This window comes from Bradyrhizobium sp. UNPA324 (assembly GCF_006658635.1).
Lineage (GTDB): Bacteria > Pseudomonadota > Alphaproteobacteria > Rhizobiales > Xanthobacteraceae > Bradyrhizobium > Bradyrhizobium nanningense.
Window position 1 is genome coordinate 1,913,174 of sequence record NZ_LFJD01000004.1, and the last position, 13,551, is coordinate 1,926,724.

Consider the following 13,551-nt stretch of genomic DNA (forward strand, 5'->3'; position numbering starts at 1 on the left):
TCCACACCTTCGGGTTCCTCGACCTCGAGGCAGAGCATCAGCAGCGCTACCGAAACCGGCCTTCTCTCAGGTCCCTCAGTGCTTCTCGTCCACATAGTCCACTAATGGACAGGACGTACCGCGCGTCGCGGCTCTTGGAGGGACCAGTTATCGCTGTTATAGCGGGTTGGTTTACAGCCAGCCACCCCGGTTTGGCCGATTATGCGACCGCAACGCTTACTAGAACCGAAATGTTATCTCGGCTTCCGCGCGAGATGCCTTGCCGGACGAGCCTCTCAACCATGGCGGCGGGATGTGCCAACTCCCGAAACAGCATTGCTAGCTCGCCATCATCGAGAGCCTCTGTTAGCCCATCAGTGCACAACATGAGACACTCGCCGACCTCGAAGGGTGGCCCAGCAAAGACATGCGGCATGATCCCCAACGGAAACTCAGACCCGCCCAAACATTGCGTAATTCCCCGGGGTCTATCGGCTCTGCGGTCCACCACCATGGGCACGTCGTCCTGACTGACTCTGACCAGGCATCCGCGGCTAAATCTATAGCTTCGGCTGTCCCCGACGTTGAAGCTCAGCACGGCCCGTTCCTGCACAACGAATCCCGCGATCGTCGTCCCCATCCCAAGGCAGGTAGGCTCGCGCATCAGACCGTAAAGGTGCTCGTTCGCAGCGTGTAGCGCCTCTTCGCAGGCAGCTTCACTTCGAACCAAGCGAGCGTCAGACCCCAGGAATTGAAGCGCCGATCGACTGGCAAGAGCCCCTTGCGGGCGACCGCCTATACCATCCGCGACGGCAAGCGCTTGGGGCGTGCCGCTCAGTCGCATCGTGATCACATCCCGCAGATTTTCTTGGAATACAGAACCATCGGCAAATATTGCGTCCTGGTTCTCCTCGCGCACCCGTCCCCGATGCGTAAACAAGGCAGTGTCGTAGACCCGGCTATTCAACTTTTACCACTGACCTCGTTCTTGGCGCGGCTCAGATAGCTCTCCATTCGCACGAGCACGGCGAAGTAAGGGTCCAACTGCTCGGCCGCGCAACCCAACGCTATTTTTCAACATCGCTGTTCTCTTCCAACGCGCGGCATTAGTCCGCTCCATCGAGATACCGATAGCGCTGCGTGAGGTAGACCGCCCAAGCATCGCTTGAAGGTACAGAACTGATGAGGGGCACGAACAGTTCTTCCGTAGAACAATTGATGAAGTCCCCCGGCTCGCTCAGAAACGTACGGAACACCTCGAAAGCGTCATCGCCGAACCGGCGAAGCGCGGGCGCGGTCACTCGATGCAAAGAACGGTTCTCCTTTGGAGAAATGTGAAGAATCCGCACCTTTGTTGCACCATCCAGCCTCGCCTTCTGCATCTGAAAAGCAAGCATCTGCTGCCGCAATAGCTGATAGAACGGCTCCCAAAAGAAGTCTTCCAAAATAAGACCGAGGTCAGCGCGAACGGGGCCGTTCGGAGCAAATGCCAAGTCTCTGTAGCGTTGAATCCGAGTCGGATTTCCGCTTGCGGATATGGGCGCCCCATACTGCTCTGTGTATTTCCATTCGATGAGAAGAGTTTCAAGTTCGCCTGCACACTCGAACTTGACGACGGCATCCGCGCTAGTCGAATTCGATCCTCGCCTGAGGCTTCCATCTAGGCCTGCTTCATTGAGGAAATCGCGCCCGCCCCCATTCCACTCAAATGCGACGTACCATGGACGCCCGTCGGGTCCATCTTCAACTGGAAGCATTCTGACCTCGCTTGACTTCAACGCCGTCCTGACGAGCCGGGCGAGAACCTCGGGTCGCTCCGCGAGAGGCATTAAGAAGTTGAGGCAACACACCTGGGATGAGAGCGCGTGATTCGCATGCGTATGCCAAGTGATTTTCTTGTCTTCGAAGTACCTCGGCGCAATATCGCGAATTGAAGGCGCTAGGTTTAGAAACTTGGCATCGGCGGCGAACCGGTAGTCAGAGTTCTTGTAGCGAGAGCGATCGGGATGAGTCTCATCGAAGTGGGCGACTTGTTGCAAACGCTGCCTCAGCTCAAAACTAACGATCTTGTTCATATTCGCGAATTGCCCTGCTTAGAGGAACCCAGTCGGTTCAGGTTGAGGTCTTAGCCAGATACGCGGGAGCGCCGTAAAGACAAACGACTTTCGCATCCTTTCCGGGCCAGTGCTTTTAAAGGGAAATCAGGTGAAGTTTTCGATATGGCTTGGCGAGACGAGGGTAGCAGATCCCCTTACGATGGTACGTGAGATAGAGTAAACCGAAGCCAAGAATTCAGAGTCGCGCTCGCTCGCTATGTGCTCGACAACAAACTTGGCGGCATCCGGATCACATCGAATGATACGGTCGACATGTCTGCCCTCCTTGTCCGAGAGTGCGTGTGTTCTTCGATCGCTGTTCACTAGAGGCGCAACGCCATCTCGCCTCGTCAAATGAAACTTGATGGGTTTTCCGGCAGCATCAATTTCTCGCAGCAAAGTCGATTTTGATAGCTGCTTGGTTTGACCGCTCGGTGGATGCGCAACTACGAGCAGCCGGATATCTTCGGGTCGCTTGGGCAATGCTAACTTCACCATGTCCTTGATCAATCGCTGATCATTGAGATTCTTCTCTTTCAAGAGCTTAAATTCCAGAAAGAGCTTCTCGGCTTTGCCCTCGGCGTAGAGATCTATATTGACATCACCCCTATTCAAACCTGCGAGCTTCCACTCGCACCATTCGCCACTTATCCGCCAGCGCGGGTCTCGCCTAAGGAATTCGAAAAGGGGAATAACAAGCAAAGCTTCGCTAAGCAGACTTTCATCGAACCCAGATCTCGCTCTCTCTGCCAGCCAGCTCGTCGTCGTCGCGCCGAGACTTTTGCCCAGGTTGATGATTTCAGACCGGTCCATAATCCTTCCCTTCCAGCCATTCGCTACGCATATCAAGTTCTACAGTCGGAGAGTTTTTGGCACATCCTTCGTTAAGCAATGCACGCCACCACCGCCCCCGGCGATGTGATCAATACGAAGCATTCTGACTTTCCTCGTCGGGAACGCCTGCTGCAAGGCCCGACAGGCGGCCTCGTCGCGTTCCGGATCTCCGAACCGCCCCGTTATAACAGCACCATTCGCAATATACGCGTTCAGATAGCAAGGTGCGAACGTTTCATTTGAGAACCGCAAATAACGGTCGCGTGGTGGCAGTACAACATTCAGGGCTAGTCTGCGCCCCTTCGCATCGAGCTGACCGCGCAACGTGTCGATTTCAATCTGCCTGCGACGTCCCTCAGGCGTTTCCTCTCGATCGACTCCTTCGACAAGAAGCCTGCTATCGGCGGCGAACAGAACATAGCCATCGACATGCCCGCTCGTGATCGGTTCGTCCGAATCTCCTTCCAGCCATACAACCTTGCTAATTCCAAAGGCGGCGAGGCTCTGTTCGATTGCATGCATCTGGTCCTCCTGTGTCCGCCCGAAAGCCTGGTTGCGGTTGGGATTGAGCAGGCAACTTTTCGTGGTTATGACCATGCCCTGCCCGTCGGTAGCAAGCGCCCCTCCCTCGGCAATGAAGGATGCGGGGACGGACGGAATTGACAAGGATGCCGCTAATAAGCCTGCCAGTCTGTCACCAGGACGTGCGGGACGAACTCGTCCCGATCCCCACCCGTTAAAATTCCAGTCGATGGCGCAAAGCCGACCATTCTGAAGAGCATATGTCGGGAGAATATCGCGCATCCAAATGTCATCGACGGGAGCCGGAATAATTTCGACAGTTTCACTGAAGGCCTGCTGCTTTGCGTCAGCCAGCAAATCCGGCGGTACCAGTAGCCGGACCGGCTCGTGATCCGCGACCGCGGAGATGATTTCGCGAAGCTCGCGCTTCACCTTTTCGGTATACGAGCCCCATTCCCGATGAACCGCCCAGGACATGAAGCAAAAATCATGCGGCTCCCATTCGGCGGGTATCCTGATCGCGGACATGACAGCTGGCTCTATGACATCCCGAGAGCGATTGCCTGGGGAGCAATTCGCAGCCTTCCTTCGAACAAGCTTCCGTCACGAGCGATCTTTTCGAGCCCCAAGGAAAAACCTTTTGCGGAAAGCGCTCGAACCAGGTCCTGTACCACCGAATTCAAAGGCAGCGATCTGGCATTGCAACACGCCTCCTCATCTAGCCCGAGCATTTTGTCGTCGGTCCAAAAGAATTGATCACAGTAAGCCAGCGCCTTTCTAATTCTCGGATTTCCAGCAACCGTTTCGCACGACACCGGCCCGTAACTAGACCAATGCGCGAATCCGACAACACCGTCGTAGGACTCCCGGACGTGCGGCAAGATATCAGGCCAATCAATCCGGCTAAGCCCACAGGAGCTGATATCAATGAGCGCCAGAGATGCGGATGCCTCCCTCTGAGAATTGATTGCCCGTACGTGAAGACCTATGTGACCGTGACCATCAAGGTGAAACGAAAACTGTCCGACGCAGGGGTCGAATTCATACCACTCCGTTACGGCACTAAGCGCGGCTCCGACGCTTCGTGTCAAAGTTCGGAGAGAGAATACATCGTCCCAGATCACTGTCCGTCCGACTGACGCAGGGAGGCTGCTGCTGTCGATCTCGCTGACCCTAAAACTCCAAAGATCGACGGATACGGCCTGGTCGTCCGGAAAGCATTGTCCGCTCGTCGTTGCAAAAAGACAGCCATGCCGAAGCTCATCATCGAGAATGATCGGCGAGTGCTGGATTGCGTCGCTCGTCCCAGCGTCTCGTCCACAGATCAGCGGCAAGACCGAGCAGATGCCCACTCCTCCGATAAGGCTGCGTCGAGAAAGGCTTTTCAAGATGATCTCCACAATCCTTGGGTGAATGCATAATGAATGATGCGAAATTGTTGTCAAATAGCTCTAACTGCCAGACAGATTGTCGTATCTGCAGCTCCTTCAACGATGCCGCAGGCCTTAGCTGCCGTAAGCGCGCTGATGTCCAGTTTAAACGTCGACTTTGACTCCAGAACCATCGGTCATCACGGCGAATCTTAACAATTCGATGTCATGCTCTTTCATTGCAGCGTGAATGTCATTTGGAAGCACTCGGTCTTTCGGAATTACCAAGAATTTGCGCGGCTTCGGTTGTTCTGCGGAGTGAACAATGAGCTGTCCGATGGCGGTATAGAGAACCTGTCGGTCAACTGACGTCTTAGCTTCGTAAACTTCGGTCAGCACTCCGCGGTCCCGAACAGCGAGATCGATTAGATTGGTATTGTAGATGACCTCGCTCGGCGTTTTCAATTTGCTGCGCTTGCGGTACAGTTCGTCGATCACATCGCCATGATAGCTCAGGTATTCAACGGTGCCGTCGAGGTAACCCGTTTTCAAGCCGGCGAACTCGGGGCTGAAGTTTTGAAGCTCCTCGACAAGTTCGCGAAACTTCGGATCTTCATGATGCCCCTGTTTCACGAATTCTTTGAACAAGGCGACTCTTTTTACGAATCGTTCAACTCTCCCGACGAATGTTTCGCGATCGAGAGAACCAATCACAATTCCTGATCGCTGGGTACCGCCGGATACATCCAAGACAGGAACAACCGGACTGCGGCTCCAGGCCAGGAAGGCGGTTTTGCCCACTCCCTTGGCCCCGCCACCAACCTTGCCGGTGTGCATTAGGTAGATCTTCTTGGTAGCCGGATCACGCGCGAAAAAGCCGGACACTCTCCCACTGTTGTCGTCGACAGCGATGTTTAGCTCGACAGTGGGAGTTTGAGCGGAACGAGATTCGTCGTAGATCCCAAGCGCGTTCCAATATCTTGGAATTTTTGCGTCCTTTAACGTCAGTGTTCTTTCACCGTACCAAAGATGGCCATCCCCCTTCGTAAAGAGTTCTAGATCGTCATTGCCGCCTGGGAATCCCACGGTTTGGACGCCTACCGAAGGCGATGCGCTCCGCACGATGCTTGACAACGTCTTCTGAAGACGCGCTTTCTCGTTTTTGGCAATAATCAATTCAAGCATTCACTATCCTCCTCTAACACGATCAGATCGTCCAGTTTCTTAGAGCGACTCAGCCCACAGAGGGCTCACACGCCGAATCGTTTCGCCGCACCATGTATGTTGGTCTTAAACATCATCCCGCGGCTTCTGCAGACCTATCGTACCTGCCGGCGTAACAGGCCACGTGCAGTCGGGGCCAATAGTGGCCCCGGAGAAGTCGGCGCGATCAAATGCAAAACGGAATCGCGTCGCGTTGACGGTTGTGTTCCCGAACTTCGTTCGTATCAGCCGTGATCCCGCGAAAGAGTTCGGACAGTAGACGGCGTCGCCATCGAAGCGCGAGCAGGAAAGGTCCGCATCTACCAGCGACGCATGCGTGAACTGGGCGCCACAGAAATACCCTCTCACCCGCGCCTGCTTGAAATCAGCGAGATCGAGATCCGTGTTGATGAAAGTGGCGGCGGGCGAAAAGTCGTCGGCAGAAACGTCTCCGGTCTGCCTTGCTGGCCAGCCCCAGACCACGTGATTGCACAGAGCCCGACGCAAGGTTGCACCGCTAAAGACCGGGGCAGAAAGAAAGGACGATGTCATCCGTGCACCCTGGAGCGAGGCGTGGTGGAAACTCAATTCATTGCCCCTGATGCCGGAAAGATCCGCGCCCGTGAAATCGGCGCCTCGCAGATCCACAGTGCCCGGCTGGTCCGAGAGAAAATCGAGTCCCGAGAGGTCGCAGTTCGCGAAGACGGCTCGGGCGCCTTCTGTCTCGTTCGTGAGCCACCGGAAATGCAGGTCGATTGCTTCGGCGAGACCCGATTGCGTGACGCGCAGTTTGCGGTGCCGCGCAACAACCGGGCTGGCAATGCCCGGCCCTGCGCCAAGGAGGCATGCTGCCGCAAGAACGGTACGTCTGGCAAAGCGTTGCATGAAATGATCCAGCGGCTGTTTCGCTATCTCCAGCATGCACTCGCCCGGTGACAGATTCTGGCATGTCTTATGGAAGAGCCGGGAAGTCGGAGCGCCTGTAGAGAAGCACCATCTTCCTCAGCGCTTCCGGTGCCAGCACCTCGACTTGGTCACCCCACATATATAGGTGCCAGCACATTTCGAGATGACCGGAGGCCCAGAAGCGCACAATGAGCGAGCCATCGGGTTGGTTTTCGAACACCTGGCTGGGGTGGAAAGCGAAGGCACGCGCATGATCGGCTGCGGAGGGCGTGAAACGCCAGACTACCTCGCCAAATTCCGTATCATTGTGGAATGCACCAAAAGCCTTTCGCGCGTGTTCGTGCAGGTCGAAGCCTGGATCGCGAACGAAGCTCTCGCCCGTCAGCTCACCCGACTGGATGCGCTCCGCCACAAAGTGTCGGAGCGGACCACCGGCATCGTCTTTCGCCCTTGCAACCAGATAGCGCCGGATTCCGATCAGAACACCATAGGGCTCAACCACACGCATGCTCGGCTCCGCGGCCCCTCGGGAATGATACGTGATCCTGAGCCGCCGCGAGGATTTGATGGCATTCGAGATGACAGCGGCGATTTCCGGTCTGATCCTGGCAGCCGGACCCGGCCGGGAGGCAAGGCCCTGAGCCTCCAGCAGCACCTCATGATCGGTCTCAACCCTCGCCATTTTGCTGCGCGGCACAAGCGCGAGGATTTTTTCCTTCAGACGCCGCAGCTCGGTAGCCTCGAGGCCGGACGCCGTGCGCTGAAGGGTCTCGATCGCCAGATCCAGTGCCGCAAGTTCTTCGGGCGACAAAGTCAGCAGGTCCCGTACCGCGCTGGTCTGAAGCCGCCAGCGCTTGAGTCCCTGCTCGTCGTAGCCTGACGTGGTGTCCGGAAACTGCGCTTCCAGCGCCTGCATCATGCGCTGGGCGGTACGCCGCGAGATCTCGAAACGCTCCTCGACATCCGCGAGCGTCACGCCCGCACGATGCGCCATGACGTAGGTCGTAAGATCGAGAAATTGTTGAGCTTTTTCGAAAGACATGACTGCCAACCGCAGGGGTGACAGCTATTGTCATCCATACCCGTTACGGTAGTCTTACACACGGGGGAGTTATGCGAGTTCAGGGGCAGCAGGTCCTTCTATCGGCGTCCGATCTGATGCGTTTCATGTCTTGCAAACATGCGACAGCGCTGGATTTGCGGTTTGCCCGGGGCGAGGATCTGGTCCCCACCGAGGACAGTGAAGACGCCCAGCTTCTTCAAAAATACGGGGACGATCACGAGCTCCGCTACCTCTCGGCCCTGAAGGCCGATGGCCAGAAGGTTCTTGAGCTCAACCGCGACAGCGACCTTGCGACCGCGGCGAATAAAACGCGCGAGGCTCTGGCGACTGGCCCAGACGTTGTCTTCCAGGGTGCTCTGCTCAGCCTTCCGTGGGGCGGCTGGTCGGATTTTCTGATCCGTGTTGAGCGGCCTTCTGCCCTTGGCTCGTTCTCGTACGAAGTGGTTGATACTAAGCTTAAGCGCAAGCCGGATCCCAAGCACATCCTGCAGCTCGTGCTCTATTCCGATCTTCTGTCCGAAATTCAGCACCTCGAGCCCGAACATGCGCATGTCGAACTCGGCAACGGGAAGCGCTTTTCATTCCGTCTGAACGAGTATGCCGCATATTCACGTTATGCGCGGCAGCGGCTCGAGCAATTCGTGGTCGCGCCTCCGACGACGACGCCGGATCCCGTCAAAATGTGCGGGCTCTGCCGCTGGCGCGATACTTGCGAGAAATTTTGGGATGAGACCGACAGCCTCTCATTGGTGGCCGGGATTAGCCGCAGCCAGCGCGGCAAGCTGCTCGCCTCTGGCGTCACCACGATGACCCAGCTCGGGCAACTCAGGCAGCGCATTCCCAAGCTTGCCGAAGCGACCCTGCAGAAGCTCGCCGCCCAGGCGCGGCTGCAGACCCTGCGGCGGGCAGGCGGGCCCCCGTCTTTCGAGCTGAAACCGTTCGACCCCAATCGCGGCCTCGCGCTGTTGCCGAAACCTGATCCGGGCGATGTCTTCTATGACATCGAGGGCGATCCTTATTTCGAAGGCGGCCTCGAATATCTCCATGGCCTGTGGTTTCAGGATGGTGGCAACGGCGTCTTTAGAGATTTTTGGGCCCATGATCGGGCGGCCGAAGGCGAATCTCTAAGGAAACTGATGACGTTCTTCGCCGACAGGCTCGAGGAGTACCCCGGCGCCCACATCTACCACTATGCCGCGTATGAGATTTCGGCGCTTCGCCGCTTGACTTGCAGTCACGGCGTCGGTGAGGCTCTGCTTGATCAGATGCTGAGGGACCATCGTTTCGTCGATCTCTACACCGTCGTCTCGGGCAGTCTCACTGCCTCGGAGCCCGCCTATTCACTGAAAAACCTCGAAGTGTTCTACATGGAGGCGCGGGCCGGCGAGGTGAAGACGGCCGGCGCAAGCGTTGTCGCCTATGAGAACTGGCGCGACAGCCAGGATCCGAAGATCCTGCGCGAGATTCGCGACTACAATAGGGACGATTGCATCTCGACGCAGAAGCTGCGCGACTGGCTCGTGTCCAGCGTGAGGCCCGCAAACATGCAATGGGGCCCCCTGGGCGGGCCAAACGGCAAAGGCGACGGCAGACGCAACTCCGTCCATGACGATGAAGCAGCGGTCGCGGCCCTGCGGAAGAAGCTCGTCCCCATTCGCGATCGATATGGGGAAGCTATCGCCGATCTGCTGTTCGATCTCAGCCGCTTCCACCCCCGTGAAAAGAAGCCAGCTTGGTGGGCCATCTTCGACAAGATGAGCAAAGATGTTGACCATCTGATCGAGGACGCGGAATGCCTGGGCGGACTGGTTGCCAAAACACGGACCATCGACGCGGGCCGCTCCTGGGAGCGCACCTATGACTTTCCCGATCAGGAGAGCAAGCTCAAGCCGGGCGACTGCCACATCGAGGTGGATGGGCTGCCTGCCTTAGTCAATCTGATCAACCTCGATCACGCCCGCCGCACGGCTACGGTTCGGTTCTCTCAATCGCGCTTCCGCGAGGCGCCGAAATTCATCTCACTGCTGCCGGGACGTCCCCTCGACACGGATGCGATCGAGGGCGCAATCGAACGCGGGGTTGACTCTTTCATTCGCGGCGATGGGCGCTACCCGGCCATCCGCGACTTCATCACCCGATCCTCGCCCCGGTTTACGAACGCGCGCCGTCTAAAAGCTGTCGTAGATGCCGGCAAGATGTTTGTGACGGAGGTCGTTTCGGCTGTCGCGGAGCTGGATTGCAGCGTGCTGCCAATCCAGGGCCCCCCAGGAACAGGCAAGACCTATGTCAGTTCATGCGCGATCCTCGAACTCGTGCGCCGCGGCAAGCGCATCGCCGTCGCATCGCACAGCCACAATGCGATCGACAATCTCCTCTACGCAGTTCTCGATCGCGCAGCCGAGACCGGCACGACGGTCAGCATGGCCAAAAAGGGCGGCGGCGATTTCGACGCAAGGTACGGTGACCTGATCCACCAAACAGAAAGAAATGAGGATGCGCGGCTATTGTCAGCGTCGGTCGTGGGCGGCACGGCTTGGCTCTTTTCTCGGATCGACTTTGAGGCAAGCTTCGACTACCTGTTTGTAGACGAGGCCGGACAGGTCTCGATCGCAAACACCGTGGCGATGGCGACTTGTGCGAAGAACATCGTGCTGGTCGGTGATCCGATGCAGCTGTCGCAGCCGATCCAAGGTGCGCATCCCGGGGAGAGTGGCCAGTCGGCGCTTGAATATCTCCTCGCCGGTCACAACACGGTTCCGGTGGATCGCGGGATTTTTCTGCCGACGTCACGCCGGATGCACCCCGACATTTGCCGCTTCATTTCGAATTTCGTCTACGAAGGACGGTTGAATAGCGATGAGGGAGCTGCCCAGCAGTGCATCATCGGCGAGACTTATCCGCTGCGTACGGGAGCCCGTCTGATCGAGGTGGCGCACGTGGGAAACACGCAGAGCTCGCACGAGGAAATAGCGGCGATTCGAATTGAACTGCAGCGCCTGCTGGCATGTAAGTTCCGCGACCGTGCTGGACACGAGAGGAGATTAAGCCTCGACGATGTTCTGATCGTCGCTCCCTATAATCTTCAGGTTAACGCGCTCAAGGCGGCTCTGCCATTGGGTGCGCGGGTCGGAACGATTGATAAATTTCAGGGCCAGGAGGCTCCGGTCTGCTTGATCTCGATGACCACATCGTCAGGCGACGAAATCCCGCGAGGCGTAGACTTTCTCTTCAGCCTCAACCGCATTAACGTCGCTATCTCACGGGCGCAGGCTCTCTCGTTGATATTTGCGAGCCCACGATTGCTTGAGGTGGCCTGCAATACCGTCGAGGACATGCGGCTGGTCAACAGTCTCTGCGCGCTGCGGGAGCTTGGTAGCGAAACACGTGTCGTGCGTTGATGTCAGTGGGTAAGAATCGCATGGTCGGCAGCAATACGTTGCTTGTCGCTTGCGCCCCTGCGTCGCAACCCTTGGTAAAGGGGCCCCGATGTTGCCCCTCCTCGCGCTCACAGCTCAGCCTGGGCCAACACCCGTTGCACAACCGAGGTGCCGATCCCGAGCGTCCGGCCGATCTTGAGGATTCCCATCCCTTCGGCCCGGAGGTCGCGTATGCGCGCTTCAACGGAAACCTTGACTGGGCGCCGACCAAGTTTAACACCGCGCTCCTTAGCTCGCGCAAGACCAGCGTTCACCCTCTCCCGGATCATGCCGCGCTCAAACTCCGCGAAGACCCCACACATTTGAAACATTGCCCGACCCGACGGCGTACTGGTGTCAAGCGCCTGCTGGTGCAGATAGAGATCGCAGCCGAGCGCCTGCAAATCGGTCAAGAACCCGACCAGGTCTTGCAGGCTGCGGCCAAGCCTATCTACTGACCAGGCTGCAATCATGTTGACCTTACGGCCCGTGGCATCCTTCAGCAGTCGATCAAATCCGGGTCGCTTGTCGCGCCCCTTTGCGCCGGAGATGCCTGCATCTTCATAGATCCCGACTACTTGCCAGCCGGAGCGAGCCGCAATCGCCACAAGCTCGCGGCGCTGGTTCTCTGTCGTTTGTCCATTGGTGCTGACTCTTAAGTATATGCCGACTCGCTTCATGACGCCCTCGCCTGCGATATTCATCAGGATACGGGGGGCCATACTGAAATCAAGTATTTTCCGTATGATTGTTCTGCACTTTAGGAGCGATGAAAAGTCAGGACCTTTCATGCGACGGTGGGTAGGGGTTTTCGGTATACCTCCATCCGGAGAATCCGCATGGTCGAGAACCGAAAACTTTCACCACGAAATCCGAATCGGCAGCGACGGGCGTTTCATCTCGAATTCCAGGAATACGTCGTCGGGATCAGCGGCTGGGACTGGAGCTATTCCCTCAGCTTGGATAAATCGCGGCAACGCAGCGAGCCTTATCATGAATTCCGGCATCTTGTGATCAAGGGCATTCTGCTGCAGCCAACACTGCGGATTGACCAAGTTGAGGTGACCCTCCTACCAAACCGCAATCTGGACGAGGAACGTCGCAAGCACCATGAGCCGATCTCAATCGGTACGCTTGAACTCCGCGACGATAAGATGGTTGGGCTGATCCCGATGCCGATGGACGCGCTATCGCCCGTGCTTCTGATGCTCATCTGCAATCGCTTCAAGTTCTTGGCGATGAGCGGCACCGAAATGTATCGACGCAGCACTAGGCTGAGTGGGTTTCGCCTGGAAATGACATTGGAGGAAGAGGAGGAGGCCCCATGAAATAAGTGGCAAATGCCAGCCTCACAAAACCTGCACGGCTGACTCCTTACGCTCACCGGTCGTGTCGGATTTCATGACGCTTTCCGCGCGTAGCATGGAATAATCAGGTTACTAACCCGCTCTTAGGCCGACAACCTGATTATTCATGCTGTCCGACCTGAGCTCCAATACGGCGGAGTTCGACAGGGTATAAGACAGCGACCTACCGAAATCGAAAGGATAGGCGACTGGATTGGAATCCATAGTCGCGACCGCGAGCGGCTTCCGCGCGTAGCGAACGCACGCTTCGACGAGCCAAGTGGCCACTTTGGCTTCTTGTATCAATAGCTTCGGCCGTCTGACCAAGCGTTTGCCCTTCTCCGTTCGCTCGATGGCGCCCCAGTTATCCTGCGTCTGAAGCACCATGTTCGTCATCCGACGTGTGCCTTCGCGCTCACCGTAGGCCTCGGCCATCCGTCGGTGCACTTCCGCCGCCGCGCAATCTCCCTGTAGCGCCGTGAGCCGGCCGACGATCTCTGCAACCCGCCCAAAGAACGGATAAGTCGTAATTGCCATAGCCCAGCTCAGCGCCAGGATGGGCGTGTCGGGTGCCTCCCGATAGAGCTGGATTCCTCGCTCGGCGAATTCGACCAAATCAGGACGAGGTTCGAGCCAGAGCCGGTTGAGCACGGTCCGCGTTTTCTTCTTGGCTGCCGGACCACCGTGAGTCGCATCGATTAGGTCGACGAGCTCCTGCAGTTCCGACGCACCTGTGCGCACCCGGAGGGCAGTCGCCGCCCAGTCAAGCTCAATGAAGCGGTCGAAACCGATCTGTGGGGCCGTGGCCATCATGTC

The 13,551-nt window shown here is 57.3% G+C and carries 11 protein-coding genes; 2 read left to right on the top strand and 9 right to left on the bottom strand.

Going from position 1 to position 13,551, the window contains the following annotated elements; translation table 11 throughout:
* Window positions 1–199: 199 nt before the first annotated feature.
* From UNPA324_RS36160 to UNPA324_RS09430, 7 genes are all read right to left on the bottom strand, one after another.
* Window positions 200–823: a PP2C family protein-serine/threonine phosphatase gene (locus tag UNPA324_RS36160; protein ID WP_502705464.1), complete on the bottom strand. Its 624-nt coding sequence runs from the start codon at window positions 821–823 to the stop codon at window positions 200–202.
* A 262-nt stretch (window positions 824–1,085) separates the two neighbouring features.
* Window positions 1,086–2,054, bottom strand: coding sequence for a PGN_0703 family putative restriction endonuclease (locus UNPA324_RS09405; RefSeq protein WP_141934524.1), 969 nt, complete (start codon window positions 2,052–2,054; stop codon window positions 1,086–1,088).
* Window positions 2,055–2,180: 126 nt separating this feature from the next.
* On the bottom strand, window positions 2,181–2,888 hold the full coding sequence (locus tag UNPA324_RS09410) for a hypothetical protein (RefSeq protein ID WP_141934525.1): 708 nt from the start codon (window positions 2,886–2,888) through the stop codon (window positions 2,181–2,183).
* A 39-nt stretch (window positions 2,889–2,927) separates the two neighbouring features.
* Complete coding sequence (locus tag UNPA324_RS09415) at window positions 2,928–3,959, bottom strand: agmatine deiminase family protein (RefSeq protein WP_141934526.1); 1,032 nt, start codon at window positions 3,957–3,959, stop codon at window positions 2,928–2,930.
* A 1,007-nt stretch (window positions 3,960–4,966) separates the two neighbouring features.
* Window positions 4,967–5,986, bottom strand: a complete 1,020-nt coding sequence (locus UNPA324_RS09420) for a hypothetical protein (protein WP_141934527.1) — start codon at window positions 5,984–5,986, stop codon at window positions 4,967–4,969.
* A 105-nt stretch (window positions 5,987–6,091) separates the two neighbouring features.
* Window positions 6,092–6,925, bottom strand: coding sequence for a pentapeptide repeat-containing protein (locus UNPA324_RS09425; protein WP_141934528.1), 834 nt, complete (start codon window positions 6,923–6,925; stop codon window positions 6,092–6,094).
* A gap of 31 nt (window positions 6,926–6,956) precedes the next feature.
* Entirely contained in the window at window positions 6,957–7,952 is a 996-nt protein-coding gene (locus UNPA324_RS09430; RefSeq protein WP_141934529.1) for a helix-turn-helix transcriptional regulator, read from the bottom strand.
* A 71-nt stretch (window positions 7,953–8,023) separates the two neighbouring features.
* Here UNPA324_RS09430 and UNPA324_RS09435 point away from each other — a divergent pair, with 71 nt between their 5' ends.
* A complete protein-coding gene (locus tag UNPA324_RS09435) occupies window positions 8,024–11,371 on the top strand; it encodes a TM0106 family RecB-like putative nuclease (protein ID WP_141934530.1) in 3,348 nt (1,115 codons plus the stop codon).
* A gap of 107 nt (window positions 11,372–11,478) precedes the next feature.
* Here UNPA324_RS09435 and UNPA324_RS09440 read toward each other — a convergent pair whose 3' ends face one another.
* Window positions 11,479–12,111 carry a recombinase family protein gene (locus UNPA324_RS09440; protein WP_246667155.1) on the bottom strand — a complete coding sequence of 211 codons (633 nt, stop codon included), beginning with the start codon at window positions 12,109–12,111 and terminating at the stop codon, window positions 11,479–11,481.
* A 117-nt stretch (window positions 12,112–12,228) separates the two neighbouring features.
* Between UNPA324_RS09440 and UNPA324_RS09445 the strand changes: the two genes are divergently transcribed.
* The gene (locus UNPA324_RS09445) at window positions 12,229–12,717 is read left to right on the top strand and encodes a hypothetical protein (RefSeq protein WP_141934531.1); all 489 of its coding nucleotides are present in this window, start codon (window positions 12,229–12,231) and stop codon (window positions 12,715–12,717) included.
* Between the two features lie 111 nt (window positions 12,718–12,828).
* On the opposite strand, the gene UNPA324_RS09450 is transcribed toward UNPA324_RS09445, so the two are convergent.
* Window positions 12,829–13,548 (bottom strand): hypothetical protein, encoded by a 720-nt coding sequence (locus tag UNPA324_RS09450; RefSeq protein ID WP_141934532.1) that lies wholly within the window; start codon window positions 13,546–13,548, stop codon window positions 12,829–12,831.
* Between the last annotated feature and the right edge of the window lie 3 nt (window positions 13,549–13,551).